Source organism: Streptomyces griseicoloratus (genome assembly GCF_014534645.1).
In the GTDB taxonomy this organism is placed as follows: domain Bacteria; phylum Actinomycetota; class Actinomycetes; order Streptomycetales; family Streptomycetaceae; genus Streptomyces; species Streptomyces griseicoloratus.
Map to the genome: position 1 here is coordinate 51,363 of NZ_JACVQF010000158.1, position 25,272 is coordinate 76,634.

General features: G+C 74.8%; 26 protein-coding genes. 13 read left to right on the forward strand and 13 right to left on the reverse strand.

Annotated features, from left to right (window positions below; all coding sequences use genetic code 11):
- Positions 1-22 precede the first annotated feature (22 nt).
- Together H0H10_RS04790 and H0H10_RS04795 are read right to left on the reverse strand one after the other, a co-directional pair.
- Complete coding sequence (locus H0H10_RS04790) at positions 23-1,654, reverse strand: phytoene desaturase family protein (protein ID WP_188179543.1); 1,632 nt, start codon at positions 1,652-1,654, stop codon at positions 23-25.
- Positions 1,647-2,147, reverse strand: a complete 501-nt coding sequence (locus H0H10_RS04795) for an SRPBCC family protein (RefSeq protein ID WP_188179544.1) — start codon at positions 2,145-2,147, stop codon at positions 1,647-1,649. The genes H0H10_RS04790 and H0H10_RS04795 overlap by 8 nt, the downstream gene beginning before the upstream one ends.
- Before the next feature lie 200 nt (positions 2,148-2,347).
- Between H0H10_RS04795 and H0H10_RS04800 the strand changes: the two genes are divergently transcribed.
- A complete protein-coding gene (locus H0H10_RS04800) occupies positions 2,348-2,800 on the forward strand; it encodes a hypothetical protein (RefSeq protein WP_223179371.1) in 453 nt (150 codons plus the stop codon).
- A 228-nt stretch (positions 2,801-3,028) separates the two neighbouring features.
- Positions 3,029-4,177: a S1 family peptidase gene (locus tag H0H10_RS04805; RefSeq protein WP_188179545.1), complete on the forward strand. Its 1,149-nt coding sequence runs from the start codon at positions 3,029-3,031 to the stop codon at positions 4,175-4,177.
- A 104-nt stretch (positions 4,178-4,281) separates the two neighbouring features.
- Here H0H10_RS04805 and H0H10_RS04810 read toward each other — a convergent pair whose 3' ends face one another.
- Positions 4,282-4,713 carry a hypothetical protein gene (locus H0H10_RS04810; RefSeq protein WP_188179601.1) on the reverse strand — a complete coding sequence of 144 codons (432 nt, stop codon included), beginning with the start codon at positions 4,711-4,713 and terminating at the stop codon, positions 4,282-4,284.
- A 217-nt stretch (positions 4,714-4,930) separates the two neighbouring features.
- On the opposite strand from H0H10_RS04810, the gene H0H10_RS04815 reads away from it, so the two are divergent.
- Positions 4,931-5,362, forward strand: coding sequence for a hypothetical protein (locus H0H10_RS04815; protein ID WP_188179546.1), 432 nt, complete (start codon positions 4,931-4,933; stop codon positions 5,360-5,362).
- A 27-nt stretch (positions 5,363-5,389) separates the two neighbouring features.
- Here H0H10_RS04815 and H0H10_RS04820 read toward each other — a convergent pair whose 3' ends face one another.
- Positions 5,390-6,682: a cation:proton antiporter gene (locus H0H10_RS04820; protein ID WP_188179547.1), complete on the reverse strand. Its 1,293-nt coding sequence runs from the start codon at positions 6,680-6,682 to the stop codon at positions 5,390-5,392.
- A 1,155-nt stretch (positions 6,683-7,837) separates the two neighbouring features.
- Complete coding sequence (locus H0H10_RS04830; RefSeq protein WP_188179549.1) at positions 7,838-9,076, reverse strand: cytochrome P450; 1,239 nt, start codon at positions 9,074-9,076, stop codon at positions 7,838-7,840.
- A 281-nt stretch (positions 9,077-9,357) separates the two neighbouring features.
- On the opposite strand from H0H10_RS04830, the gene H0H10_RS04835 reads away from it, so the two are divergent.
- Together H0H10_RS04835 and H0H10_RS04840 are read left to right on the forward strand one after the other, a co-directional pair.
- Complete coding sequence (locus tag H0H10_RS04835) at positions 9,358-9,732, forward strand: SH3 domain-containing protein (RefSeq protein WP_188179550.1); 375 nt, start codon at positions 9,358-9,360, stop codon at positions 9,730-9,732.
- Positions 9,733-9,773: 41 nt separating this feature from the next.
- A complete protein-coding gene (locus H0H10_RS04840) occupies positions 9,774-10,163 on the forward strand; it encodes a peptidase M23 (RefSeq protein WP_223179372.1) in 390 nt (129 codons plus the stop codon).
- Positions 10,164-10,219: 56 nt separating this feature from the next.
- Here H0H10_RS04840 and H0H10_RS04845 read toward each other — a convergent pair whose 3' ends face one another.
- The 3 genes from H0H10_RS04845 to H0H10_RS04855 form a co-directional block, all read right to left on the reverse strand.
- Complete coding sequence (locus H0H10_RS04845) at positions 10,220-10,837, reverse strand: hypothetical protein (RefSeq protein ID WP_188179551.1); 618 nt, start codon at positions 10,835-10,837, stop codon at positions 10,220-10,222.
- 64 nt (positions 10,838-10,901) lie between these two features.
- Positions 10,902-12,014 carry a type I phosphomannose isomerase catalytic subunit gene (locus tag H0H10_RS04850; protein WP_188179552.1) on the reverse strand — a complete coding sequence of 371 codons (1,113 nt, stop codon included), beginning with the start codon at positions 12,012-12,014 and terminating at the stop codon, positions 10,902-10,904.
- Between the two features lie 217 nt (positions 12,015-12,231).
- Positions 12,232-12,639: an SRPBCC family protein gene (locus H0H10_RS04855; RefSeq protein ID WP_188179553.1), complete on the reverse strand. Its 408-nt coding sequence runs from the start codon at positions 12,637-12,639 to the stop codon at positions 12,232-12,234.
- A gap of 165 nt (positions 12,640-12,804) precedes the next feature.
- Here H0H10_RS04855 and H0H10_RS04860 point away from each other — a divergent pair, with 165 nt between their 5' ends.
- Positions 12,805-13,986, forward strand: coding sequence for a PP2C family protein-serine/threonine phosphatase (locus tag H0H10_RS04860; RefSeq protein ID WP_188179554.1), 1,182 nt, complete (start codon positions 12,805-12,807; stop codon positions 13,984-13,986).
- A 60-nt stretch (positions 13,987-14,046) separates the two neighbouring features.
- Here the strand turns inward: H0H10_RS04860 and H0H10_RS04865 are convergent, their stop codons facing one another.
- Positions 14,047-14,355, reverse strand: coding sequence for a hypothetical protein (locus H0H10_RS04865; protein ID WP_188179555.1), 309 nt, complete (start codon positions 14,353-14,355; stop codon positions 14,047-14,049).
- Positions 14,356-14,559: 204 nt separating this feature from the next.
- Here H0H10_RS04865 and H0H10_RS04870 point away from each other — a divergent pair, with 204 nt between their 5' ends.
- The 3 genes from H0H10_RS04870 to H0H10_RS04880 are packed head-to-tail and all read left to right on the forward strand — an operon-like array spanning position 14,560 to position 16,309.
- Complete coding sequence (locus tag H0H10_RS04870; RefSeq protein ID WP_188179556.1) at positions 14,560-15,294, forward strand: nucleotidyltransferase domain-containing protein; 735 nt, start codon at positions 14,560-14,562, stop codon at positions 15,292-15,294.
- Positions 15,291-15,584: a hypothetical protein gene (locus H0H10_RS04875; RefSeq protein ID WP_188179557.1), complete on the forward strand. Its 294-nt coding sequence runs from the start codon at positions 15,291-15,293 to the stop codon at positions 15,582-15,584. Before H0H10_RS04870 ends, H0H10_RS04875 begins: the two co-directional genes overlap by 4 nt.
- Positions 15,584-16,309 carry a metallophosphoesterase family protein gene (locus H0H10_RS04880; protein WP_188179558.1) on the forward strand — a complete coding sequence of 242 codons (726 nt, stop codon included), beginning with the start codon at positions 15,584-15,586 and terminating at the stop codon, positions 16,307-16,309. The genes H0H10_RS04875 and H0H10_RS04880 overlap by 1 nt, the downstream gene beginning before the upstream one ends.
- A gap of 22 nt (positions 16,310-16,331) precedes the next feature.
- Here H0H10_RS04880 and H0H10_RS04885 read toward each other — a convergent pair whose 3' ends face one another.
- Positions 16,332-16,964: a GNAT family N-acetyltransferase gene (locus H0H10_RS04885; RefSeq protein ID WP_188179559.1), complete on the reverse strand. Its 633-nt coding sequence runs from the start codon at positions 16,962-16,964 to the stop codon at positions 16,332-16,334.
- A gap of 247 nt (positions 16,965-17,211) precedes the next feature.
- On the opposite strand from H0H10_RS04885, the gene H0H10_RS04890 reads away from it, so the two are divergent.
- The gene (locus tag H0H10_RS04890) at positions 17,212-17,757 is read left to right on the forward strand and encodes a DoxX family membrane protein (protein ID WP_188179560.1); all 546 of its coding nucleotides are present in this window, start codon (positions 17,212-17,214) and stop codon (positions 17,755-17,757) included.
- A 75-nt stretch (positions 17,758-17,832) separates the two neighbouring features.
- Positions 17,833-18,396, forward strand: coding sequence for a hemerythrin domain-containing protein (locus tag H0H10_RS04895; RefSeq protein ID WP_188179561.1), 564 nt, complete (start codon positions 17,833-17,835; stop codon positions 18,394-18,396).
- Positions 18,397-18,621: 225 nt separating this feature from the next.
- Here H0H10_RS04895 and H0H10_RS04900 read toward each other — a convergent pair whose 3' ends face one another.
- Positions 18,622-19,566 carry a glycosyltransferase family 9 protein gene (locus tag H0H10_RS04900; protein ID WP_188179562.1) on the reverse strand — a complete coding sequence of 315 codons (945 nt, stop codon included), beginning with the start codon at positions 19,564-19,566 and terminating at the stop codon, positions 18,622-18,624.
- A complete protein-coding gene (locus H0H10_RS04905; protein WP_188179563.1) occupies positions 19,563-20,606 on the reverse strand; it encodes an NAD-dependent epimerase/dehydratase family protein in 1,044 nt (347 codons plus the stop codon). Before H0H10_RS04905 ends, H0H10_RS04900 begins: the two co-directional genes overlap by 4 nt.
- Positions 20,607-21,131: 525 nt before the next feature.
- On the opposite strand from H0H10_RS04905, the gene H0H10_RS04910 reads away from it, so the two are divergent.
- Positions 21,132-22,391 (forward strand): MFS transporter, encoded by a 1,260-nt coding sequence (locus H0H10_RS04910; RefSeq protein WP_373566805.1) that lies wholly within the window; start codon positions 21,132-21,134, stop codon positions 22,389-22,391.
- Positions 22,392-23,127: 736 nt separating this feature from the next.
- On the opposite strand, the gene H0H10_RS04915 is transcribed toward H0H10_RS04910, so the two are convergent.
- Entirely contained in the window at positions 23,128-23,658 is a 531-nt protein-coding gene (locus H0H10_RS04915) for a hypothetical protein (RefSeq protein WP_188179565.1), read from the reverse strand.
- A gap of 266 nt (positions 23,659-23,924) precedes the next feature.
- Between H0H10_RS04915 and H0H10_RS04920 the strand changes: the two genes are divergently transcribed.
- Complete coding sequence (locus tag H0H10_RS04920) at positions 23,925-25,268, forward strand: SLC13 family permease (RefSeq protein ID WP_188179603.1); 1,344 nt, start codon at positions 23,925-23,927, stop codon at positions 25,266-25,268.
- Positions 25,269-25,272: the final 4 nt, after the last annotated feature.

The window sequence follows — 25,272 nt, forward strand, 5'->3', positions numbered from 1 at the left end:
TCACCGGCCCGCGCCGGCCCCGTCATCCGAGTGGCTTCCGCCTGGCGCCGGTGCGGTCCCGGCGGGTGAGCGCGCGCTGCAGCCGGGCGAGGCCCGCGAGCCGGTGCTGGCGCAGCGCGGCCCGGGCGGCGTTGGCGCCGGGTGCGCCGTGCACGCCGCCTCCCGGGTGTGCGCCCGCGGAGGCGAGGAAGAGGCCGGCCACCGGTGTCTCCGGCCGCCCGGTGCCCGGCACGGGCCGGAACACGAGCTGCTGGTGCATCGCGGTGGTGCCGCCGTTGACGGCGCCGCCGTGCAGGTTGGCGTCCAGCGCCTGGAGGGTGGGCGGGGCGAGGACGCGCCGGGCCCGGATCAGTGAGCGGAAGCCGGGGGCGAAGCGTTCGACCTGGCGCTCGACCCGGTCGGCCATGACCTCCTGTTCCCGGGCGTCCCAGGCTCCGCTGATCCCTTCGCCGCCCGCGTCACCGCCGATGTCGTGGGGCACGTGGGTGTAGGCCCAGGCGGACTCCGTGCCGCGCGGTGAGCGGGTCGGGTCCGAGGTCGTCATCTGGCCGAGGATCGCGAAGGGGCGGTCGGGCACCCGCCGCATGGCGATCTGGGCCGCGAACCGCGTGAGCTCGTCGACGCCGTTGGACAGATGGACGGTCCCGGCCCGTGCCGCCGCCTCGCAGCGCCAGGGCACCGGGCCGTCGAGCGCCCAGTCGACCTTGAAGGTGGCGAAGTCCCACTGGAAGCGCCGCAGGTCGTGGAGGACCTGCGGGGGCAGGTCGCCGGGGTCGACGAGTTCGCCGTACAGGGCGGGGACGGACACGTCCGCAAGCACGGCGCGCCGTGCGGCGACCGTGCCGCCGTCGGCCGTGCGCACCGCGACGGCGCGCCGGTCGCGCACGACGACGTGGCTGACGCGGTGTCCGCAGCGCAGCGTGCCGCCGCGGGCCCGCAGCCGGTGGGCCAGTGCCGCGGTGAGCGCTCCGGAGCCGCCGACGGGCACGGGGAAGCCGTAGGTCTGCCCGAGCATCGACATCAGCCAGCCGAAGCCGCCGCTGCCGGCGGCCTCGGGCGCGAGGTCGGCGTGCAGCGCGTTGCCGGCCAGGAGCAGCCGGCCGCCCTCTCCGCGGAACTCCTCCTCCCCGAGGCGCCGCACCGGGAGCACGAGGGTGCGCGCGAGGCGCAGACCTCCCCCGCCGTGCAGGCGGGCGGCGAGCCGGACGGTGGCCCGCAGCGGCGGGAAGGGGGTGAACAGGGCGTCCAGGATGCGGGCCCGGTGGCGTTCCCACACGTCGTGCAGGCGTCGCCAGGCGTCACCGTCCCCGGGCGCGAACGTGTCGAGGGAGGCGGCGGTGGTGCCGAGGTCGCGGTCGAGGACCGCGCACCGTCCGTCGGTCAGGGGGTGGGCCAGGACGTGGGGCGCGTGGCTCCAGCGCAGCCCGTGGTCCTCCAGTCGCAGGCCGGCCAGGGCCGGCGAGGCGGCGGCGAGCGGGTAGAAGGAGCTGAAGAGGTCGCTCACGTAGCCGGGCGCGACCCCGCTGTCGTGACGGACCGCCCCGCCCGGTTCGGGCTGCTCCTCCAGCACCGTCACGCTCCAGCCGGCGTCCGCCAGCAGATTGGCGGCGACCAGTCCGTTGGGACCGGCCCCGATCACGACGGCGTCAGGCACGGCCGGCCCCCGGTGCGGGCTCCGCCGCCCTGCCCGCCGGGTCCCGGCCGCACCGGTCACCGGCCTCGGACTCGCACAGTTTCGCCAGTCTGGCGAGCATGGCGCGGTGCCGCAGCTGGATCAGCAGCTCCACGCCCGCGTTGTGCAGCAGGCCGCCCGCCCCGCGCAGGGGGTGCTCGTCCACGATCACCAGGCAGTACTCGCCCCAGGGCCGCAGTTCCACGGCGATCCGCGCCGTGCCCAGCCTTCCCGCGTGCGCCTCCAGTTCCAGCTCGGACCCGTCGACGCAGTGTCTGACGACCGTCTCGTTGCTCAGCCGGACGGGACCGAGGCACACCTCGTAGGCGATCGCGGAGCCGACCCGCGGCCACTGTCCGCGCGCCGGACTGACGGCCGACGGTCCCACCACCCATTCCACGTATCTGTCGCCGTCGGCGAGGACTTCCCACACCGCCTGCGGGCTCGCCTGGATCAACCGATGCCGAATCGCCACGCCGGCCTCCTCCACCCCAGGAGCAACTGCAGGGACTCAGCACTGAGTGCCCCTTCCGGGACGGGCCAACCGGGGCGGCGGTCCGGCCCTGACATCTCCCAGGTACCGGTCGCCCACAGCCGCCCATAACGTCCCGGAAGGAGCGGCGGCCGCTCGCCGCCGCCACCCGTGCTCACCGCCGACACAGGAGAAGAGGTCCCATGAGCCGTCGTCGATCGCTCACGACTCTGCTGGCCGCGGGAGGCGCCGCCGCGGTGATGGCGCTGGCCTCCGTCCCGGCCCAGGCCGCGCCGCACTCGGGCGGGAACTATGGAGCGTATGCAATGGAGGGCCAGTACCCCACCGTCTCCGGCTGCTCGGGGACGTTCCGCCAGGTCGGTGCCACTCGGTACGCCGGGGGCATGGCGCTGAAGTACTTCTACTCCGGCACGTGTGGCTCGTTCGCCCGCATCGAGAACTCACGGGCCAACTGCGCCGCCGTCCTGGAACGCTCCGACAGCGGCGCGGGCCGCGCCGACGGGTGGGTCTCGGAGACCGTCGACTCCGGCATCACCTACGCGTACACGCAGATCGGCAACAACCTGCACGGCCGTGTCTCGCGCGCCCTGCTCACCTGCGACGGCCACGTCTGGGCGCAGACCGGCTGGTACTGAGGTCCGTCCGGCGACCGGGTGCTGACGGTCCGTCAGGACGTGGGCGTGCCCGCCCGGTCGCCGGTGCCGCGCACCGCTGCGTCGTCGCGGGGACCGCACCGGAAAGCCGCTGCATTGGCATGGACCTGATGAATTCGTGTGGCTAAGCTCATGGCAAACCCCGGTGAGAGCGCTCTCAAACGCGGTTGTTCCACCCCCACCTCGCTGGAACGACGAAGGGCAACTCCCGTGAGACGCAGCAGACTCAAGCACGCCTGCCTGGCCACCCTGGTGATGCTCGGCAGCTGGACGGCGGCCGGAAACGTGCCGGCCTCGGCCGACGACACCCGCGCGCCCGCCGCCTCCGCCGGTCTCCTCCAGGCCATGCAGCGGGACTTCGGCCTCACCCGCTCCCAGGCGGAGGACCGGCTGGCGGCCGAGCGCCGCGCCACCGGTCTCGAGCCCGCGGCACGCCGGGCCGCCGGGGACGCCTTCGGCGGTTCCTGGTTCGACGCCGGCCGGGGGCGGCTGACCGTGGCCGTCACCTCGGACGCCGGCCCCGCCACCGTCCGGGCCGTCCGGGCCGCCGGCGCCGACGTCCGCACCGTCGAGCACAGCGCGCGCCGGCTCGACGCCGCCAAGGCGCGCATCGACCGGCTCGACGCGCCCGCCGGCGTCAGCAGCTGGCACGTCGACCCGGCCGCCAACACGGTGGTGGTCGACGTCGTCGCGGGCGAGCGCGCCGACAACGATGTCCGGCGCTTCGTCACCCGGGCCCGCGAGGCCGGTCCCGTCACGGTGCGGACGGTGCCGGCCGCGCCGCGGACCTTCGCGGCCGGCACGGTCGGCGGCGATCCGTACTACACGGGCAACGTCCGCTGCTCCATCGGCTTCTCCGTGCACGGCGGGTTCGTCACCGCCGGGCACTGCGGCCGTGCGGGTGCCGGGGTCAGCGGCTGGGACCGCTCGTACATAGGGACCTTCCAGGGCTCGTCGTTCCCGGACAACGACTACGCCTGGGTCAGCGTCGGCAGCGGCTGGTGGACGGTGCCGGTGGTCCTCGGCTGGGGCACGGTCCCCGACCGGCTGGTGCGCGGTTCGGCCGAGGCCCCCGTCGGCGCCTCGGTCTGCCGTTCCGGCTCCACCACCCACTGGCACTGCGGCACCGTGCTGGCCAAGAACGAGACGGTCAACTACAGCCAGGGCGCGGTGCACCAGATGACGAAGACCAGCGTCTGCGCCGAAGGCGGCGACTCCGGCGGGTCGTTCATCAGCGGTGACCAGGCGCAGGGGGTCACCTCGGGCGGCTGGGGCAACTGCTCCGGCGGCGGCCAGACGTGGTTCCAGCCGGTCAACGAGATCCTGAGCCGCTACGGGCTGACCCTGCACACGGCCTGAGCGGGACCGCGGCGGGCAGGGTTCCGCCGGGTCACCGGCGGAACCCGACGGGCTCTCGGCGCCGGCCCGGTGCCAAGGGCCCAGTGCCGAGGGCCCGGTGCCGTTCAGAAGCCGTCCGGCTCCGGCGCCTCGGGGCCCGTTCCCGTGGTGAGCCGGCGGTAGGCGGCCCGTGCGTGGACCAGGCGGGCAAGTGCCGTGCCGACCAGCGCCGCGGAGAGCAGGCACGACAGCCAGAGCGTGTCCCGGTGCCCGGCCCAGGTGAGGGTGCCGGCGGGCGGGATGGCGAAGCCGTTGAGGGACAGCCAGCACAGAACGGCCGTTCCGGGAGCCGCCGAGAACCGCGCACAGAGCCCGAGCAGGGCTGCCAGCAGGGAGAGCGCGGCCAGGGCGAATCCCGGACGGCCGAGACCCACGATGCCGTTGAGGAGCGCCACCAGGGCCAGCGCGCCGCCGAAGGCCGCCGCCCACACCAGCGGAGCGGCGACGGGCCGGGGGACGGGCCTCGCGCCGCTGCCCAGGGGCACCCACTCGATCATGCTCACGGCTCCTTCCGGTCCCTGACGGCCCCGACCACGGCGTCGGACACCGGCCCTGTGATCAGATTGTCCCACCGCCGTGTACGGCGTCCCGCGCTCAGGGCGCCTCCGCGCCCGGCCGTCCCCGCGGAGACCGCCGCGGGGACAACCGGCCGGCTGGTGCAGACTGGATGACCGCGACGACCGTGAGGTGCGAACCGGCACAGGAAGGCCCCGTATGGACACGACGCCGGCAGCCGTGGCGGGCGCGGCCGCCTTCACCTGGTTCGGCATGGTGCTGGCGATCTCCTTCCTGGAGGCGCCCCTGAAGTTCCGGGCGCCCGGCGTCACCGTTCCCCTCGGCCTCGGCATCGGCCGGCTCGTCTTCCGCGCGCTCAACATCGCCGAGGCCGTCCTCGCGCTCGTGGTCGTGGTGGCGGTGGCGACCGGTTCCCCGACGACCCCGGTGGGCGTGCTCACCGGAGTGGTCGTGGTGCTGCTGGCCGTCCAGTTGGGGGCGGTCCGCCCGGTTCTCAACCGCCGCAGCGACCGCGTCCTCGCCGGCGAGGACGCCCCGCGCTCCCGTGCCCACCTCGCCTACATCGCGCTGGAGTTGCTCAAGACGGCGGCCCTGGTCGCCCTGGGCGCGTCGGCCCTGGCCACCGTCTGAGGCGTGCGGTCCCGGCGGCGGCCCGGACTACCGTTCGGACTCCGCGCGGGCCGGAGCCGAGGCGGACACCGGCTCGGCACCGTCACCGTCGGAACCGTCGACGGCTTGCGGTGCGGCCGGCGCGTCGTCCGGCGTCCGGGCGCCGGGAACCAGGCGCCGGACCGCGCGCAGGGCGCGGGCGAGGACGTACGCGCGTCCCGCGACGATGGGGCCGAGGACGGCCAGGACGAGCACGTAACCGGCGATGAAGGGTGCGAGCCGTCCGTCGAGTCCGGCTCCTGCGGCCATGGCCGCCAGGATGAGCGCGAACTCCCCGCGGGCGACGAGGGTGGTGGCGATCTCGGCGGCGGGCTCGGAGCCGTAGCGGTACACCCGGGCGACGCACAGCCCGGCGACGACGTTCATGACGACGGTCAGTGCCGCCGCCGCGGCGACCGGCACGGCGACGGACGCGATGTCGCCGGGGTCGATGGCGAGACCGAAGGCGAAGAAGAAGATGGCCGCGAAGGCGTCGCGCAGCGGATGCACCAGCTCGCGGATCCGCGGACCCGAAGGCGTGCCGGCGAGGATCAGGCCGACCATGAAGGCGCCGATGGCGTCCGCGACGCCGAGGACCTCGGAGACGCCGGCGACGAGCACCGCGGCGCCGAGGAAGCTGATGACGAGCAGTTCGTCGTCCCGGGTCGCGATCAGGCGCCCGACCAGCCGGGTGCCGTAGCGGGCGGCGGCCGCCAGCACCAGCAGGAAGCCGAACGCCTTGCCGGCCTGCAGGGCCATGTCCGCGACGCCGTGGGCACCGGCGATGATCGGCTGGAGGGCGGCCAGGTAGAGCGCGAGGAAGATGTCCTCCACCACGATGACACCGAGGATCAGGCGGGTCTCGGGGCGGCCGATGCGGCCCAGGTCGATGAGGATCTTGGTGACGATCGCGGAGGAGGAGATGCCGAGCACACCGGCGAGCACCAGCGCCTCCCGGACTCCCCAGCCGAGGGCGAAGCCGAATCCGAGGCCCGCGCCGACGTTCAGCAGCAGATAGATGCCGCCCGCGGTCAGCAGCCGCCGGCCGCCGCTCTTCAGGTCGTCGAGGTGGAACTCCAGGCCCAGGTAGAACAGCAGCAGCACCAGCCCGAGTGCGGAGAGCATCTCGAAGTCGTGCGCGTCCTCGACCAGGACGAAACCGGGCGTGTGGGGGCCGAGCAGGATGCCGGCGAGCATGAACAGGGGAATCGTCGGAAGTCCGATCCTGCCTCCGAGGCGGGCGAGGAAGGCCGCGGCCAGAAAGGCGCCGCCCATGGCCAGCAGGGTGTCAGCGTGTCCCATGGGTCACCGCCTTCGGACGCGCGGAGGGTCGGGTGGGCTTCACTTGACGGGGATGGATGCGGGTCTCCTTCGTCTGCGGTGCGGTCGGCCGCCGTCGGCCGGCGGTGTGACGGGCACGCCGCTCCCGGGGGGACGGCAACCACAGGCGATGACGTGCGCGGACGGGTGCCCCGGGCGCCCCCACAACCGGTGCCGGCGCTGTGACCGCCGGCCGCCTCGGCGCCCGGGGCGCGGACGGCGCTCGCGGATCCGGCCACGCGGCACGGCCGGCGGACGGGGCGGGATGCGGGTCGCCGGTGACACCCCGGTCGCTCCCAGGCCCCGGGTGGCGGCGTCACTCCACGGTCGCACGCCCTGTCACGGCGCCGCCATCGGGGACGACACCCACATCCGCCGGGGGCCGACACCCATCGCCGCCGCGATGCCAGGGCGAAGTCGCTCCCGGCGAGGGTGTGCCGCGGCCGGTCTCGGGGACCCCCGCCGCAGCACACCCCGCCGTCCCGGACACGGGAGAGGATTACGCGCCCAGGGCAACTTTCGGCTGCCCGTTCTCGACGGCCTGACACTCCACCAAGCGGGTGAACCCTGCTGCACCGCCCCGGATACGACACCTTTGCAGGACTCGGCGCACGACCTCGCCGGCCCGTGGGAGGAGACCGAGGCGGAGTGTGGCCGGGGGTGTCATACGGCGTCCGCCCCGCCGCTGGGTACGGCGGGGCGGACGTCGTCGCGGACGGTCGGTCAGCACGGCGTGGACGCCATCAACTTCTCGAACGAAGCCATGCAGTCCGGGCAGTGACGCGCCCGTTCACCGTCGGATGCCTCGATACGTTCGCGGAGCTCTTGTCCGCACAGCGTGGCCGCGGCCTGTTTGGCCACGACGTGCCACACCAACGCTCCGCCCGCCTTCTCCGGGCCCACGCACATCTCGTACATGATCGGCCTCCCAGCCTGGACGCCGCTGACACCTCCAGGAGACACCGGAATCGACCGTCATCAGAAGTGAACGAGGGCCATTCGGGTGACGGACGATTCGCTCACCTATCCGTCCGGCCCACCCGGACGGATAGAAAACGTCAGCCGATCGGCCGCACTCGGGTGGGCCGGTGACGGGGTTTCGACGCAGCGGGACGGCCGTGGCTGCTCCCGGCGGTGTCACGGGGCCCGTACGCCGGTGATGGCGAAGCCGCTGCGGGGCCGGGTGGGGACGCGGCGCAGCGGGATGGTCAGGTCCTGGTCCGGGACCTGGTAGTCCAGGCGGGCCAGTCGGGTCGCGAGGGACTCCAGCAGGCCGATGGTGATGGGTTCGCCGGGGCACCGGTGGCCGGTCCGGGGGTCGCCGCCGCCCTGCGGGATCAGTTCGTCGGGCCCGGGCGGCCGGTCCAGGAAGCGCTGCGGTCTGAAGGCGTAGGGATCGCCCCACAGTTCCTCGTCGTGGTTCTGGCCGTAGACGTCGAGCAGCAGGAGCCCTCCGGCGGGAACGGACTCACCGTGCCAGGTCAGGTCCCTGACGGTCCGGCCGCCGAGGAACGGGGCGAAGGGGTAGAAGCGGCGGACCTCGTGCGCGAACGCCGTGGCGAACGCGCCGTCGCCGGCCCGCAGCCGCTCGCGGTGGGCCGGCCACCGGTGCAGCGCGTGGGCGGCGAAGGCGACGAACCAGCTCACGGCGGCCGTGGGACGCAGGACGTTCAGCAGTTCCACCGCCGCCGTCCGCGGATCCAGCGGCTCGTCCCGGGTGTCGCGGTGCCGGGAGACCCGGTCGAGGACCGAGTCCGCGGGGGCGGTGACCGTCCCGGAGCGGACGTCCTGGACCAGGCGGGCCAACCGGGCCTCCTGCCGGTGGCGGGCGCGCCGGGCCCGAAAGTGGCGCGGGCCCGGCGTGGCGAAGCCGTCGACCATCGCGACGAGATCCCGGGCGAGCGGCTGCGTGCCGGTGCCGGCCGGGAGCCCGGCCCAGCGGCAGACCCCTCGGGTCAGCACGACGCCCGCCTCGTCGAACAGCACGACGCGCTCACGCTCGCCCCAGGTGCGCACGGCGTCGTCCCAGGCCGCGGTGACCTGCTCGGTGAGGCCGGCGACCCGGGCGGGGGCCAGCAGCGGCAGGAAGAGTTCCTTGCGGGTGCGGTGGGCCCGCGCGTCGAGGGTGTGGACCGCTCCCTGTCCGAACAGGGTGTCCAGCACCGGACCGGGGATGGCGCCGTGGCGGCGGACATGGGCCTCGTCGTAGAAGAACCGCACGGCCTGGGGTCCCCGCACGGCCAGTGCGGGGCGTCCGAGCAGCCGGGTGCGCACCACACGGTCCGAGCTCTCGCGCATCCGGTCGGGCAGCCACGCGTACCCACCGGTGAGCAGCGGCAGGGTGCGGTCCATGAGCGGGCGTCGGTGTTCGTTCATGGCCGGCGAGTGCCCCGCGCCCGCGTGCGGACACGTGCGGACACCCGCCGGCGCCGGTCCGGGATGCCGGCCGTCACGGCGCCGCACGCCCGCCGTCGGCGCCCGGCTGCGCACCGCCGCGGGGCCCGGGGACCATGGGCCGTCCGCCGGCGCCCGGCGCGGGCGCGGGGCGGCCGCGCCCTGACATTTGACAGGGACACCCGTGACCGGCGGGTCCCTACAGTGCTGAGTGTCAGTCAGCTGCCGCACGGCGGCACTCCGGCGACAGGGGGAACCACCACATGACCACTCGCCCGTTCACCAGGGCCGCGCTGGCCGGTGCCGGGGCGCTCGCGCTGCTCGGCCCGCTCACCGCCACGACCGCGCTGGCGGCCACCGACGCCGACCGGGGCGACGCCCGGGTGCTGGCCGCGCCGTACGCGGTCGAGCCGTACGAGACCGTCAACGTCCGCTCGGGGCCGGCCCGTTCGTACGCCAAGGTCGGCTCCGTCGCGGCCGGCCAGCCGCGCGGCGCCTACTGCTGGATCCGCGGCGAGACCGTCAGCGACAACGGCTACACCAACAACGTCTGGGTGAAGCTCGTCGAGGGCTATGTGAGCGCCGTCTACCTCAAGGGTGACGAGTACGGCGGCCTGCCGGCCTCCGCGACCTGCTGACCCGGAACCGGCGACCGCCGGACCCACTGCGATCCGACCACATGGGGGACACCGACATGAAGCGACTGATGCGCCGCTCCGCCACCGCGCTGGCCGCGGCCGCGCTCACCGCGGGTGCGCTCGCCACCACGGCCCAGGCCGCCCCGGCCGCACCGAGCGGCGGCGACCCGACGCTCACCGACGTCTACATCTGGGCCACCGACGTCCGGCTGCGCCAGCATCCGACCACCGATTCCAACGTGCTCGCGGTCCGTTCGACGTACTGGCTGGACGCCGTGTGCCAGAAGCAGGGGCAGTACGTCCACGACCCCGCCGTCGGCGGCAACAGCTGGTGGACGGCGGTGCAGGAGTTCGCCGGGAGCGACATCGCCTGGGTCAACAACCTGTACCTGCGCGGCGGCGAGAAGATCGCCGGGGTTCCGGACTGCTGACGGGACGGAGCCGGAGGGACGGCGTGGGGCGGGCCGGGCGACCGGCCCGCCCCCGGTCAGTTCAGTCTGCCGACGGCCGTGACGGTCGTCGCCCTGAAGTCGGCCACCTGCGCGTGCTCGAACGTGCCCATCTGCCCCCACTGGACGACGGTCACCGTCCTGCCGTCACGCCCGACGGAGACCAGGCCGATGTCGGAGGCTCCCCAGGTGGCGACCGTGTGGACACCGTAGACGTGCGCGCCCTCCTCGACGTCCAGCCGGCCGTAGTACTTCTGCGTGGCGGTGATGTCGGGGTACTGCCGCATCAGTTTCCGCGCGCAGCCGTCGAGGTCCTTGCGCAGCAGGGCCGCGAGCGCCCTGGCCCGCTGCGTGGTGCGCTCGACGACCGTGACCTGCAGGGCGCCGGTGTCGTACTCCGTCCAGTAGGTGCGGTGGGAGGCGGTGGACGGCAGGGCACCGCCCACGCAGATCGGCAGCGGGTCGGGCCGTCCCGCGGTGACCGGTCCGGCGTACCAGTCGGAGGACGGGTGCGGCGGCAGTTCGGACGGCTCCAGGAAGCCGGGGCCGGCGGGACCGGCGGTCGTCGCGGCGGCCGGGACGCCGGCCACGGCGAGTGCGGCGCCGGCCGCCAGCGCGGCGACGGCGAGTCGGAGTCCTCGGGCACGGTCTGACATGTCTCCCCCATCTCGGATTCAGGGTCTCGGTCGGTGTCGATCCGAGGTTGCCCTGTATGACACGTCACGACCGTGATGCGTTGCCCTGCGGCAGTGTCACGGATTCGTCCCGGTCGAGTCCTTCCCCCAGGGCGGCGACGGCGGCCGGGCCGTGGCCGGCGGCCAGCAGCGGGGCCCGGACGTCGTGCTCCAGGTCGGGCACGTAGCCGATCAGCACGTCGGCCGGCCCCTCGACGCGCACCTCGCCCAGCACGGCCGGCAGCAGCAGGGTCCTGGCCCGGCCCAGCCGCCCGGTCCAGCCGCCGGCGGCGACGGTCACCGGCGCTCCGGCGTTGCTCAGGACCAGCGCGGTGGAGAAGCCGCGCACCAGCGGGGCGAGGGTGCCGGCGGTCCACCGTTCGAGGGCGAAGTACGGGCCGGCGCACAGCACCGTGCGCTCCACCCCGTCGGCCACGGTCGTGCCGAGACCGGGGTGGAACGCCGGGCGGGGCCCGGGGCGCCACTCGTCGAGCAGCCGTTCGATGTTCGCCGCGCGCTCCCGCGTGCCGATCGGCGAGCCGTCCTCCATGCGCCACGGCATGGCGTGCTGCTGGATGTCGGAGGTCTGCTCGATCTCGTACACCAGCGTGTGGGGGCCGAAGCTGTGCGGGGTGCCGCCGGGGACGTAGACCGTCTGGCCGGGGCGCACCGGCAGCCGGCGCAGGACCGCGTCGAAGTCCTGGTCGAGCAGGGCCCGGCGCAGCCGGTCGCGGCCGACGCCGGGGCGGACCCCGACCAGGGCGGTGGTCCCCGGGGCCGCGTCCAGGACGTGCCAGGCCTCGGTCTTGCCGTTCGGCTCGTCCTCGTAGCGGCGGGCGGCCTCGTCGTCGGCGTGGAGGTGGACCGGCAGCGGACCGCTGCCGTCGATGAACTTGGTGAGCAGCGGGAAGCGGGGGCCGGGCGGCGGGCGCGCTCCCAGCAGTTCCTCGGGGTGTTCCGCCATGACCTGCCGGAGGGTGCGTCCCGCCAGGGGGCCGTCCACCACCGTCGACGCCTCGCCGTCGACGTCGCTGACCTCCCAGGTCTCGGCGACCGGGCCCTCGGGCAGGCCCGTGCGCCCCAGGTGGTCGGCGAGTGCCCGGCCGCCGAAGACGTGCTGCTTGACGGGGGTGGTCAGCCGCAGGGGGTGCCAGTCCACGGCTGCCTCCCGCCGGGGCACGGGCCGGCCGCCGGTGGCCGCGGCCCGGACGGCACGGGTGGCACGGGTGTCCCGACGGGCACGGGTGTCCCGACGGGCACGGGTGTCCCGACGGGCACGGGTGTCCCGGCGGGCACGGGAGGCGCGCCGCCACCCAGCACGGCCGCACAGGGCCTGGATCCGGCGCCCGGGGGCGGAAGGTGTTGCCGCGGCGGGATCACCGCCGGTCCCCTCCCCCTCGTACCTGCTCCTCCAGCCGCCGCAGGCTGCTGTCGAGGGCGTCGGCCACCGCGCGCTGTCCCGGGTCGTGGCTGTCGTCGAAGAACGACAGGTGCACCGTCACCTCGCTGGCACCGCTGTCGAGCCCGGCCACCTGCAGCCAGCCGGCGTAGGAGCCCTGCTCACGCGTGCCCCATTCGAGCCGCATCTGCTCCGGCCGGGCGCTCAGCAGCGCGGAGGTGTCCTGGTCGGTGCGGTCCTCGTGCACGGTGACGGCGGGCAGGTCCTCGGCGTGCACGTGCAGGTCCCGGGGCAGCCAGGTGTCCAGGCGGGCGATGTCGGCGGCCCGGTCGAAGACCTGCTCGGGCTGGGCGGGCATGGTGCGGGAACGCTCGTACTCGGTCATGCGGCACCACTCCTCGGCTCGCTGTCGTACGTCGGAACGCGTGCCCGGTATACCGGAACCGAAGCGCCCGCCGGGAGATCCGCTCGGCGCGCGGAGCGGGCCGCACGATGCGAGACTGCTGCTCAGGTGCCCCGCCCCCGCGGACGTCCGAGGAGGGCAGACGAGGTGTCGACGCCGGAGACGAGCGACACGCTGCTGCAGGACTTCCTTGCCGACCCGGCCCATCTGACGCTGGACCTGGGCACCGCCGTGGCCCGCTGTGTCAGGGCCCTGGGCCTGCAGCACGCCGTGGTGTACCTCGCGGACCTGCAACAGCGCCATCTCGTGCCGCAGACCGACATGGGCTCGACACTCGCCGTCGACGGCACACTGGCGGGCTGGGCGTACCGTACGCAGGCACTGCGCGTGGAGGAGTCGGAGACGGGCGAGATCATCGCCTGGTTCCCGCTGCTGGACGGTGCGGAGCGGCTCGGTGTGCTCGGCGTGCACACGATGGCGGTCACCGCCTCCACGCTGTCCCGCGGCAGGGCACTCGCCTCGCTCCTGGCCATGATGATCACGTCCAAGCGGGCCTACGAGGACTCCTTCGTCCGGCGTACCCGCACCGAGCAGATGCGTCTGCCCTCCGAGATGCTCCGCGCCTTCCTGCCGCCGCGCACCATCGGCAACGGAAACGTCGTGTCGACGGCCGTCCTGGAACCGGCCTACGAGATCGGCGGCGACGCCTTCGACCACTCGCTCACCCCCACGACCCTGCACGCCTCGGTGCTCGACGCCATGGGGCACGACCTCGCCTCGGGCCTGACCAGCGCGGTGGCCCTGGCCGCCTGCCGCAACGCCCGGCGCAACGGGGCGGATCTCCCCGAGCTGGTGACATCCGTCGACGAGGCGTTGTCCCGCTGGCTTCCCGACCAGTACTGCACCGGGGTCCTCACCCAGCTGAACCTGGCCACCGGTGTACTGCGCTGGTGCAACTGCGGGCATCCCACGCCCCTGCTGCTCCGCGGCGACCATCTGATCGTCGACGCCATGGAACGCGACGCCGACCCGCCCATGGGCGCGCCGTTCCTGCTCGCCTCCCAGCCGCGCCAGACGCACGAACTGGCCCTGGAGCCGGGAGACAGGGTGCTGCTGTACACCGACGGGGTCACCGAGGCACGCACCCGGGACGCGCAGTTGTTCGGTCTCGAGCGGTTCGTGGACTACGTCATCCGGGCCACGGGCAGCGGCGAGCTGGCGCCGGAGGCACTGCGGCGCCTGATCCACTCGATGCTGGACGCGCAGACCGGCCAGTTGCAGGACGACGCGACGATCCTGATGTTCGAGTGGCGGCCCCCCGCCGCCTGACACGGACGCCGCCCGCCTCCGGACGCCCAGGATGCCGGACGCCCCGGATCTCGCCGCCGCTCAGACGTCGTGGCCCCGTGCGCGCAGCCAGCCGTGCACGGTGTCCTTGTCGGCGGGGGTGATGCGGACGGGACCCTCGACGTAGGGGCCCTCGTCCTCGGTGAAGCCCGTGTCCGTGACCCTGGCGGTGACCCAGGTGGCCAGGTCCTGGGCGGCCCGGTCGGACAGCTCGCCGCTCTCCCAGCCGGTGCGGGCCTCGTGGGCCGCGGCGCGGTCGTTGCGTTCGGTCTCCTCCAGCCACGCGGCCACCAGCCGCTCGACGGTCCGGCGCTCCTCGGGCCCGGTCTGCCGCTCGCGCTTGCTGTTCATGCCCTCCGAGTGCCCTGATTCCCCTCGGCCGTCCCCCGTCTCCGGCGGCCGGAACGGCACCCGTGTCGGCGGTTGCCCGCCGGGTACCCGAAGGGCACCGTCACAGCCTGTGCTCGGAAACCGGAAGAGCTCCGGCACCGCGAGAGCTCCGGCACGCAAGAGCTCCGGCACCGCAAGAGGGGACAGCCCTGGAAGGGGACAGCGATGACGCAGCCCGCCGACGACCGCGCTCTCGACCCGCGCGCCGGCGTGTCCGAACTCCGTCCGGCGACCGGGGACTCCGGGCTCGTCCCCCGGAACCGGTCACTGCGCGAGGATCTCCCGCTCGACCGCAACCAGGCGATCCTCCAGGCCGCCAAGCAGGTCGGCGCGATCCTCAAGAGGAAGGAGCACCCGTTCGCACTGGCGGGCAGCGTCGCCGTCTACGCCCACGGCGGCACCCAGAACCTCCAGCACGACGTGGACTTCTGCATCCGGCCCGAGGACGCACCGGCCGTCGCGGAGACGCTGCAGGAGGCCGGGCTGCCCGTCTACACGCCTCCCGAGGACTGGCTGCTCAAGGCCGACTGCCTGGGACAGCCGGTCGACCTCATCTTCGAGCTGGCGCACCAGCCCGTGACGACCGAGCTGCTGGGCCGGGCCGAGGAGCTGTCGGTGGACTCGGTGCTCATGCCGGTGTTGTCCCCGACCGACCTGCTGCACGGTCTGCTGGCGGCCTTCTCCGAGCACCACTGCGACTTCGGGGCGGTGCTGCCGATCGCCCGGACCCTGCGGGAGAAGATCGACTGGGAGGAGCTGCGCCGGGAGTGCGGGGACGCCCCGATGCCGGCGGCGTTCTTCTTCGTCCTCGAACGGCTGGAGATCATCTCTCCGCCCGAAGACGCGCCCGAAGACGCGGCCGAAGCCCCGGCAGGTCCCGCGAAGGAGGATCACCGATGAGCGACCCCGCCGTTCCGCAGGACCCCGCGGCGCGCGGCGCCGCCCCCGCCGAGAACGTCGAGTACCGCGTCGCCCACCTGCACGACCGGCTCGCCGCCGAGGAGCTCGGCGAGCTGGGCGTACGGGCCGAGATCCGGGCCGGGGCGATCGCGGTCACCGGTACGGTGCCCTCCGCGCAGTGCCGCGAGACCCTGCTGCGGATCGTGCACGAGGAGCTGACCGGGCTCACCGTGCACACCGACATCGTGGTGGCGGAGACCGCCCGCCCCGACCATGCGGAGGAGCTGTGATGATCCGCGTCGCCGCCGTCGGAGACATCCACATGGGGCCGGACAGCCAGGGGCTGCTGCGGCCCGCCTTCGAGACCCTGCCCGACTGTGCCGACCTGCTGCTGCTCGCCGGGGACCTGACCCGGCACGGCACGCAGGAGGAGGCCCGGGTGGTGGCGCAGGAGGTCCGTGACCTGCCGGTGCCGGTGGTGGCCGTACTCGGCAACCACGACCACCACGACGAGCAGCCGGACAAGGTCACCGCCCTGCTCCAGGACGCCGGGGTGACGGTCCTGGAAGGTGCGGGGACGGTCGTGGAATGTGCCGGGGCCCGCCTCGGGATAGCGGGGACCAAGGGCTTCGGCGGCGGGTTCGTCGGTCGCAGCGCCGGGGAGTTCGGCGAGCCGCTGATGAAGGAGTTCGTCCGCACCACCCGGCGCTCGGCGGACAGTCTGCGCACCGCCCTGGAGGAGCTGTCCCGCCAGGGCTGCGCGGCGCGGATCGCGCTGACCCACTTCTCCCCCGTCGCCGACACGCTCGCCGGTGAGCCGCCGGAGATCTACCCCTTCCTCGGCAGCTATCTGCTGGCCGAGGCGATCGACACGGCCGGCGCGGACCTCGCCGTCCACGGGCACGCGCATCTGGGCTCGGAGCACGGCATGACGGCCGGCGGGGTGCGGGTGCGCAACGTGGCACAGCCGGTGATCCGCCGGGCGTTCAACGTCTACCAGCTGCACACCGCCTGACCGACCGGTTCCGCCGGGCCCTTCAGGGCCGGCCGGGCTCGTCCGTCGTACGCCCGAGGCACGTGACGTCGCCGGAGATCCCTGCCTCGATCTCGTGGAAGCCCATACGGTCGTAGAACGCCCTGGCCGGGGTGTTGGCCGTCGCCATGACCAGATGGACGGCCGGTACCCCGCGCTCGCGCAGTGCCCGCAGGAACGTCCGCATGAGCGCGCGGCCGTGACCACGGCCCTGCCACTCGGGCAGCAGGTCGATGTGGAGATGGGCGGGGTACGCGGCCAGTTCGGGGACGATCATGCGCTCGGGGTTGTGCAGGAGTCCGGCCATGACCTCGTCCGGGGTGCCGGGCGGGCCGTCGGGTGCCGGGTGGCGGTCCGCGACCCGGGGCAGCCACTCGGTGCGGAACTCCTTGGCGAAGCGGGGGGTGTCGGCCGTGCCGAGGATGTAGCCGACGGCTCGGCCGTGCCCGTCGTCCAGCACGAAGGCCAGCCCGGGGTCCAGATGGACGTACGGGGCGGCGAAGATGACGGGCAGGATGTCGGGGTCCGCGTACACGGGCCGGGCGTCCTGGCCGTTGTGCGCGGTGCGGATGCAGATGTCGTCGAGGGCCGGGGCGTCCCCGGGCCGGTAAGGGCGTACGGCTGCGGTCGAGGTCACCGCAGCATCCTGCCCTCTTGGGAGCGCTCCCACAAGTCTCCGGCCGGCACCGGCGGGCACTGCGCCGGATGCGCCGGCCGGGCACCGTGGCCGGGATCTGTCACCCCAGCCGCAAACCGTCCCGTGACCTGCGCGAAGCCCGCACACGGTGACGGCGACCGCCGGGACCGCACGGGTCGCCGAATGGCGCCGGCCCGGCGGGGAACCTGATGATCGCCCTAGACACGACACCCCTGGAGAGAGTGCCATGAGCCTATTGCGTGTGGTCGGACGCCCGATGCTCGCCTCGATGTTCGTCGCCGGCGGCCTGAACTGCCTGCGCAACCCCGGAGAGCTGGCCCCGCTGGCGGAGCCGGTCGTGCGGCCGGTGGCCGACCGCGTGTCCGCGCTGCCGGACAGCACCGAGCAGCTCGTACGGCTCAACGGCGCCGTGCAGGTGGTGGGCGGGGTGCTGCTGGGACTCGGCCGCCTGCCCCGGCTGTCCGCGCTGGCCCTCGCGGTGACGCTGGTGCCGACCACGCTGGCGGGGCACCGTTTCTGGGATGCGGAGGGGCCCGACCGCTCCCAGCAGACCGTCCACTTCCTGAAGAACCTCTCGATGCTCGGCGGCCTGCTCATCGCGGCCGACGACACGGGCGGCGCCCCCTCGATGCTGTGGCGCGGCCGCCACGCCGCGCAGGGCCTGCGCCGCGACGCCGGGCTGGTGCGCCGCTCCGTGCGCGCGACGGCGCGTCCCGCGGCCGCGGCGGGCGGGCTCAAGGCCCGGATGAGCGCGTGCAAGCCCGGGCGTTAGCCCCTCCGGCGCCGGGGGACCCGTGGCGCGTGGCGGCCCGGTCCCGGTCCGTCACGACCTGGCTGGAGGTGAAACATGGGACACGGAGGAAACGTCATCGACGAGCTGACGACCGACCACCGGGAGGTCGAGGAGCTCTTCGGGAAGATCGAGGCGCTGCCGTCCGGTCACAAGGACCGCAAGCTGTACGCCGATCAGGTCACGATCGAGCTGGTGCGGCACTCGGTGGCGGAGGAGGCGTATCTCTACCCGGCCGTGCGTGAGCACGTGGCGAACGGGGGCGCTCTCGCGGACAAGGAGCTGGAGGACCACGCCCAGGCCGAGCAGATCATGAAGGACCTGGAGGGCTGCCAGGCGGACGACCCCGAGTTCGACCGGCTGGTCGGCACGCTGATGAGCGAGATCCGCGAGCATGTCGCCGACGAGGAGGGCAACCTGTTCCCGAGGCTGCGCGAGGCGTGCCCGGCCGAGGCGCTGGACAAGCTGGGCGACAAGGTCCGGCAGGCGAAGCGGACGGCCCCGACCCGGCCGCACCCGGCCGCCCCGGACAAGCCGCCGATGAACAAGCTCCTCGCACCGGGGGCGGGGATGGTCGACCGGGTGCGGGACGCGCTGTCGGGCCGCGGCAAGCCCGGCTGAGCGCGTGGCGGTGGGGTGCGCGGTGGCCGCACGCGTGTGACGCGGTGGCCGGCATACGCGCGATGCGGTGGCCCGGTACGCGCGTGACGCGGGAGCCGGTACGCGCGTGACGCGGTGGCCGGTACGCGTGACGCGGTGGCCGGTACGCGTGACGCGGTGGCCGGCACGCGCGTGTGCAGGTGGGAAGGGGCCCGTCGTGGTGGCGACGGGCCCCTTCGCGAGCTGTCACGCGTCCTGCTGCAGGAGTCTCCGTACGGCCCGCAGCACCTCGTGCGGCGCGGGCCGCCCCCGGCCGCCGAGGAGGACCGTCGGCACCCGGTAGGGGGCGACGGGCCACTGCGACGGCCCGGGCGGGGCGGACAGGGAGACGACCGGCGTGCCGACGGCCGCGGCGAGGTGGGCCGGGCCGGTCGAGCAGGTGACGAGTGCGTCGGCGGCGCGCAGGACGCCCGCGAGCGACCGCGGTGAGGTCCGTCCGCCCAGGTCGACGGCCGTGTCACCGGCGGCCCGGCGGGTCAACGCGGTCTCGTCCGGTGCGCCGGTGACGACGACCCGGTGACCGGCGTCGCAGAGCAGGGCGACCGTCTCCGCGCAGCGCTCGGCCGCCCAGGCGCGCTCGGGGTCGCCGGCGCCGGGGTGGACGACGACGTACGGCCCGTTGCCGGTGAGGCCGGCGGTGTCGGGCACCGGGCGGACACGGAGCCGGCCGTCGTCGCCGGTGCGCAGCCCGAAGCCCATGGCGGCGGCCGCGTCCAGTGCGGCCTCGGCCTCGTGCCGGCCGGGCAGCCGCTGGTGGTGAACGTCCAGGAGGCCGTCGTCACGGTCGGGGCCCGCGCCGATGCGGCGCACGCACGCGGTGCGCAGCAGCCGGGCCGCGGGCAAGGGGCTCCGCCGCCCCGGTGCCAGGACGAGCGCGACGTCGTACGAGTCATGCCGCAGCCGCCGGATCACGCCGTCGGCGTCCGTGTCCTGGTCCGGGGGTGTGCCCCACAGCACGGCGTCGTCGCACACCACGACGTCGTCGACGTGGGGCAGCAGGCGGGCGGCGGGCGCTCCGCGCGGGCCGCACAGCATCGTGACCCGTCCGGCCCGGGTGGCCACGGCCCGGACGGCCGGACCGGCCAGGAGCACACCGCCGAGTCCGCCGGGGCGGGCGACGAGTGCCTTCACGCCCACCACGCCCCGCCGTGCGCCGTCATCGGCACCGGACGACCGGGCGACGACCCGCCCCGGAGGGAGGCGATGGTGCGTTCGAGGCCGTCCCGCCAGGTCACGCTCGGCAGCCAGCCGAAGATCTCGCGGGCGAAACCGGTGACCGGCGCGGGCGGCTCGGGCCGGTCCCCCGGCCGGTCGACGAAGGTCAGCGGTGAGGACGAACCGGTCAGGTCGATCACGTGGCGGGCGATCTCCACGGCCGTGGGCTCCTCGTCGCCGCCGATGTCCACGGGGCGCACCGACCGGCCGGCCGCGACCAGGAGCACGCCGTCGACCATGTCGTCGACGTAGCACAGGGGGTGCGCCCGGCTGCCGTCCCCGGCGACCGTGACCGGCTGTCCCGACAGGGCCTGCTCGATGAAGGCGGCCGGGATGCCTCCGTCGTCCGTCCGCATCCCGGGCCCGTAGCCGGTGAACAGCCGTACGACGCCGGCGTTCGATCCGTGGGCGGCCGCGTGTGCGGCGACCAGGGCCTCGGCGGACCGGACCGCCTCCGCGCAGGCGGTGTGCGGCCCGACGGGGCCGGCGTCGGGCCCGCGGCGCGGGCCGGTGGGCGGGCCGTCCGGGGACACCGGCGGCGACGAGGCGAGCAGGAACCGGGCGCCGTCGCGGCCGGCGACGGCCAGTACGTTGCGGGTCCCCCGGCTGCCGGCGCCCCGGATCTCCACGGGCCGGTCCGGCCGGGCGGCCGGATCCGCAGGGCACGGCGGGCCCGCGAGGTGGAGGACCAGGTCGTACGGGCCGGTGAGCGCCGCCGCACAGTCGGGGTCGGAGATGTCCTGCTCCAGGAAGCGGAATCCCGGGCGCCCGGCCAGGTGGGCGACCTTCTCGGCCCGGCCCGTGGAGAGGTTGTCCAGGCAGTCGACTTCGACACCCGAATCGAGCAGGCGGGTGCACAGGTGGGACCCGAGGAAGCCGGCCCCGCCGGTCACCAGGGCGCGGCCCCAGGGCGCCCGGTGCCCGTCGCGCGTGCTGAACGCCGCGGTCGGCATCATCAGGACGACCTTCCTTCCCTGCGAGCGCTGACGACCGCGTCCCGGGTGCCCCTCCGAGTCGCATTCATGCTCTGACGCCTGCCCCGTCCCGTCCGTCGCGGACCGTCGGGCGCCGGCCGCCCCGTCGTCCGGGCCGGCCGCTGTGGCCGCCGTCACGGCCGCCTGTTCCTCCGGATGCGGCGGGCGGAGCCTGTGATCAACCACACTCACTGCGTCAAGTACCTGCGCACCACGGGGATTTGGCAGCCGCTCGCCCGGCGCCGCACCGGGCGCCGGCGCCGACTGGGCGGTCCCTTCTGCCACGATGGTCCGCGCCGTACTCCGGCTCAGTGGAGTGGCCGCGCAGCGCTGCCGGTGTCCTCGCTCCCGTCCATCTCGCCCTCCGGGGCCCCCCGAGTCGTCTTCGAGTAGCGCACTGTGTCTTCCTCCTCCGCTTCCGCCCCGCCGGCCCCTGCTCCGCCTCCGGCCCCCACCGCGTCCCCGGGCGCGTCACACTCGCCGTGGCGGTCGCTGCGGTACCGCAGCATGCGGTGGTGGTCCGTGGCGAACTTCGTCTCGAACGCCGGTACGTGGATGCAGCTCACGGTGCAGAACCTGCTGGTCCTCCAGATCACCGGTTCCGCCGCCGCGACGGGTCTGTCGATGTCCGTTCAGGCCGCGCCCGCGCTGCTCATCAGCATGTTCGGCGGGGCCGCCGTGGACCGCTGGCCGCGGAAGCTGACGGCCGCGGTCAGCCAGGCGCTCCTCGGCGCCGTGGCCTTCACCACCGCCACCCTGGTGGCGCTGGACCGGCTCGACATGACGTCCCTGATGGTGCTGGCCGCCGTGACCGGCGTCATCGCCACGGTCGACGGTCCGGCCTGCTCCCTGCTGGGCAACGACCTCGTCCCGGCGGAGGACGTCCCGTCCGCCATCGGGGTGGGCGCGCTGGTGCACCAGGCGGGCCGTCTGACGGGCGCCGCGCTGGCGGGCGTGACGGTCGGGTTCCTCGGCACGGCCGCCGCCTACGCGGCGAACGGCGTGTCGTTCCTGTTCGTGGCCTCGGTGATCCCGTTCCTCCGTCCGGCGCGCGGTGCGGTCCGGGCGGCGGGGGCGGCGGTGCGGGCCGGGCGCGGCCGGCGTGCCGAGGGCGGCGAGATGTCCGTGCGGGAGGGCCTGGCCTTCTTCGTACGCCGGCCCCGGCTGCTCGGGCTGGCCGGTGTCACCGGCGTCAGCGCGGTCTTCGGGCGCAACTACCAGCTGACTCTCGCCGTGCTCGTCACGGGGCCGCTCGCGGGCGGCGCCGGGTCGTTCGGCACGGTCTCGACCGTCCTGGCGGTCGGCGGCATCGTCGGCGCGGTCCTCGGGGGCCGGCTGCGAAGGCCCTCGGTGCGGCTGGTGGGGATGCTGGCGGCGGCGGGCGGACTGCTCCAGGTGGTGGCGGGGCTGTCGCCGTCGATGGCCGTGCTCCTGGTCGTGGTGCTGCCGATGGCCGTGGTGGAGTCCGTCTCCGACACGGCGGGCACGGCGGTCCTCCAGACCGATCCGCCTGCCCACATGCGGGGCCGGGTACTCGGTGTCTGGGGCAGCATCGGCACGGTGTGGAGCCTCGGCGGCCCGCCGGCGCTCGGCCTGCTGATGGAACTCGCCGGTGCGCGCGGAGCACTCGTCGTGGGCGGCCTGATCATCGCCGGCGCGATCGGCTCCGGCTACCTCCTGCGCGAACGCCGGACGACGACGCCGGTGCCGGTACGGACGGCGGACGGAGACGTGCCGGAGCGAGCGGCACTGAGCACAGCCGCGTGACACCCCGGCCCGCAGGCCGTCCTCTCAGGGCTGGGCCCAGCGCCCCGGGCGAGCCCGTCCCGGCCGGGGCCGTCTCGGCCGGGGCCCTCTCGGCCCGGGACTGTCCGGACCGTACGCCGCCCGAGCCGTTGGCCGCCCAAGCGCCACGCCACCCAAGCCGCAGGCCGACCCCGCTGCGAGCCGTCCCGAGCCATAGGCGGTCCGGGAAGCGGGCCGTCCCGGCGGTCCTCCGTCCGGGAAGCGGGCCGTCCCGGCGGTCCTCCGTCCGGGAAGTGGGCCGTCCCGGTGGTCCGCCGTCTTGGCCGTGGGGTGTCCGGGCGGTGGGCTGTTCGGAACCGTGAGCCGTTCCAGCCGCAGGCCGTCCCGGCCGTCCGCTGTCCTGGCCGCACACCGGCCGAGCGGCAGCCCGTCCCGGCCTCATGCCGAGCTGACCTGCGCCCTGCGAATCGCGAGCCGTCCAAGCCGCGCTGCGGCCGAGCCGGAGGCCGTCCGGGCCCTCAGCTGCCCCAGCCACACACCGACCAGCGCGTTGGCCACCCGGCCGTAGACCGTCCGAACCGTCGTAGAGCGTCCGGGCCCGCGCGGCGTTCCGGGCTCACGACGAGCAGACCAGGCCGACCGGAACCGCTAGCCACCCCCAGCCGCAGCCCGTCCGGGCCATCGGCGGTGCCGGGCGTACGCCGCCAGCCGTGCACCGCTCGGTCGCGAGGGCCCTCAGCCGAGGAGGACCGGGGAATCAGGCGGCCTGTGCCTGGCCGGGGGTCAGGCGGGTGAGGAGTTCGGGGTGGTGCAGGGCGGCTACGGGGGCCACGAGGTCGGGGTGGCGCAGTAGTGCCGCGGCCCGCCGGTCGTGGTCGTCGGGCGCGAGCAGGTGGCGGAACTCGGCGGGCGTCCCGCCCGTCCGGTCGCCGTCCTCCGCGAGCGCGGTGACCGCCTGCTCGGCGAGTCGCGGGTCGGTCAGCAGACAGGCCGCCCAGCTGGCCACGACCTCGTCCACCCAGGTGCGCCAGGCGTGACCGTCCGGGTCGGCGGCCGCCGTGCCGTCCGCGCCCGTGATCCAGTCGAGCCGGGCGGAGCCGCCGGGGCCCGCCATGCCCATCAGGGCCGCGTCCATCGGCGTGGGGTAGCGCAGCCGGGCGGCGACCGTCACGGCCTGCCGTGCCTGCGCCTCGCACAGCGCGGAGGCCATGGGGCCGCCGGACGCCGGGTAGGCGCACGTCAGCCACTGGGCGGTCGCCGCGATGACCGGGGAGAGATCTGCTTTCACTGCCGGACCGTCCAAAACTGCTCGCCGAGGGGCCGGGGGTCAGCGGAAACGGTAGCCCGCGGCCCCGGGCGCCGGAAATGGTCCGGGTCTCGTCGACGGCGTGGCCCCGGACACATCCGCCCGGGGCGGGTGGCCGAGGCCGGCGGGCCCAGGGAGCGGGCCGCCGTCCCAGGGGTGCGATCCTTGGACTTTGCCGACCACCGGGTACCGGCCCGGCCCCCTCGTGCTCTCTCGCGCTCTCGTGCTCTCGTGCTGGAGGAAGACCCCTGAGTACCACCGTCGTCCCGGTCGTCCTGCTGCTGTGCGTGCTGGCCTTCGCCGTGCTCCGTCCCCGGGGCCTGCCGGAGGCCACGGCCGCCGTGCCCGCCGCCGCGCTCACGGTGGCGCTCGGCGCGGTCGCGCCGCACGAGGCGTGGGTGCAGATCCGCACTCTCCTGCCGGTGATCGGCTTCCTCGCCCTGGTGCTCGTGCTGGCCCACCTGTGTGCGCGTGAGGGCCTGTTCGAGGCGGCCGGCGCGGCCGTCGCCCGGCGCTGCGGCGGCAGTCCGCGACGGCTGCTGGCCGGGGTGTTCGCCGTGGCCTGCGCGGTCACGGCCGTGCTCAGTCTGGACGCCACCGTCGTGCTGCTCACCCCGGTGGTCCTCGCCACCGCGGCCCGCACCGGTGCCCGGGCCCGCCCGCACGTGTACGCCACCGCGCACCTGGCGAACTCCGCCTCCCTGCTGCTTCCGGTCTCCAACCTCACCAACCTGCTGGCGTTCACCGCGAGCGGTCTGACCTTCACCCGGTTCGCCGCGCTGATGGCGCTGCCCTGGCTGGCGGCGATCGCCGTCGAGTACACCGTCTTCCGCCGCTTCTTCCGCGCGGACCTGGCCACGCCCAGGGCCACGCCCAGGGCCGAGCCCGTACTCGTGCCCGTGTCCGCCGGCCCGGTCGCCCCGGACCACACGGACGGCACGGACGGCACAGGCGACGGACCCCGCCTGCAAGCACCCGGCGCCGGGCCCCGCGTGCCCCGTTTCACGCTCGTCGTGCTCGCCCTGACCCTCGCCGGGTTCGCCGTGGCCTCGCTAGCCGGGCTGGAGCCGGCGTGGGCCGCGCTGGCCGGGGTCGTCGTCCTCGGCGGACGGGCGCTCGCGCGCCGCCGTGTCACGCCCCGGGAACTCGTGGGCGCGGCCTCCCCGCTCTTCTGCCTGTTCGTCCTCGCCCTCGGCGTGGTGGTGCAGGGCGTCGTGGCGGGCGGCCTGGCCTCGGGGCTCGGCCGCCTCCTGCCGGGCGGGGATTCGCTGCCGGCGCTGCTCGGGGTGGCGGCGGTGGCCGCGCTGCTCGCCAACGTCATCAACAACCTGCCGGCCGTCCTGGCGCTGCTCCCCCTGGTCGCGCCGGCCGGTCCCGGCCCCGTCCTCGCGGCGCTGATCGGCGTGAACCTGGGTCCCAACCTGACCTACGTCGGCTCGCTCGCCACCCTCCTGTGGCGGCGCATACTGCACCAGCGGGGCATCGAGGCGGACCTCGGCCGGTTCACAAGGCTCGGTCTGCTGACCGTGCCGGCCACGCTGCTGGCGTCCACCGCCGCCCTGTGGGCGACGCTGCACACCGTCGGCGCGTGACGGC

What these genes read in the sequence shown, in the direction of transcription:
- H0H10_RS04880 (WP_188179558.1), top strand. Translation starts at nt 15,584, where the DNA reads ATGATCCGCGTCGCCGCCGTCGGAGACATCCACATGGGGCCGGACAGC.
- H0H10_RS04845 (WP_188179551.1), bottom strand. Translation starts at nt 10,837, where the DNA reads ATGTCAGACCGTGCCCGAGGACTCCGACTCGCCGTCGCCGCGCTGGCG.
- H0H10_RS04810 (WP_188179601.1), bottom strand. Translation starts at nt 4,713, where the DNA reads ATGATCGAGTGGGTGCCCCTGGGCAGCGGCGCGAGGCCCGTCCCCCGG.
- H0H10_RS04890 (WP_188179560.1), top strand. Translation starts at nt 17,212, where the DNA reads ATGAGCCTATTGCGTGTGGTCGGACGCCCGATGCTCGCCTCGATGTTC.
- H0H10_RS04830 (WP_188179549.1), bottom strand. Translation starts at nt 9,076, where the DNA reads ATGAACGAACACCGACGCCCGCTCATGGACCGCACCCTGCCGCTGCTC.
- H0H10_RS04800 (WP_223179371.1), top strand. Translation starts at nt 2,348, where the DNA reads ATGAGCCGTCGTCGATCGCTCACGACTCTGCTGGCCGCGGGAGGCGCC.
- H0H10_RS04905 (WP_188179563.1), bottom strand. Translation starts at nt 20,606, where the DNA reads ATGATGCCGACCGCGGCGTTCAGCACGCGCGACGGGCACCGGGCGCCC.
- H0H10_RS04840 (WP_223179372.1), top strand. Translation starts at nt 9,774, where the DNA reads ATGGGGGACACCGACATGAAGCGACTGATGCGCCGCTCCGCCACCGCG.
- H0H10_RS04870 (WP_188179556.1), top strand. Translation starts at nt 14,560, where the DNA reads ATGACGCAGCCCGCCGACGACCGCGCTCTCGACCCGCGCGCCGGCGTG.
- H0H10_RS04820 (WP_188179547.1), bottom strand. Translation starts at nt 6,682, where the DNA reads ATGGGACACGCTGACACCCTGCTGGCCATGGGCGGCGCCTTTCTGGCC.
- H0H10_RS04895 (WP_188179561.1), top strand. Translation starts at nt 17,833, where the DNA reads ATGGGACACGGAGGAAACGTCATCGACGAGCTGACGACCGACCACCGG.
- H0H10_RS04875 (WP_188179557.1), top strand. Translation starts at nt 15,291, where the DNA reads ATGAGCGACCCCGCCGTTCCGCAGGACCCCGCGGCGCGCGGCGCCGCC.
- H0H10_RS04815 (WP_188179546.1), top strand. Translation starts at nt 4,931, where the DNA reads ATGGACACGACGCCGGCAGCCGTGGCGGGCGCGGCCGCCTTCACCTGG.
- H0H10_RS04835 (WP_188179550.1), top strand. Translation starts at nt 9,358, where the DNA reads ATGACCACTCGCCCGTTCACCAGGGCCGCGCTGGCCGGTGCCGGGGCG.
- H0H10_RS04910 (WP_373566805.1), top strand. Translation starts at nt 21,132, where the DNA reads ATGCGGTGGTGGTCCGTGGCGAACTTCGTCTCGAACGCCGGTACGTGG.
- H0H10_RS04865 (WP_188179555.1), bottom strand. Translation starts at nt 14,355, where the DNA reads ATGAACAGCAAGCGCGAGCGGCAGACCGGGCCCGAGGAGCGCCGGACC.
- H0H10_RS04855 (WP_188179553.1), bottom strand. Translation starts at nt 12,639, where the DNA reads ATGACCGAGTACGAGCGTTCCCGCACCATGCCCGCCCAGCCCGAGCAG.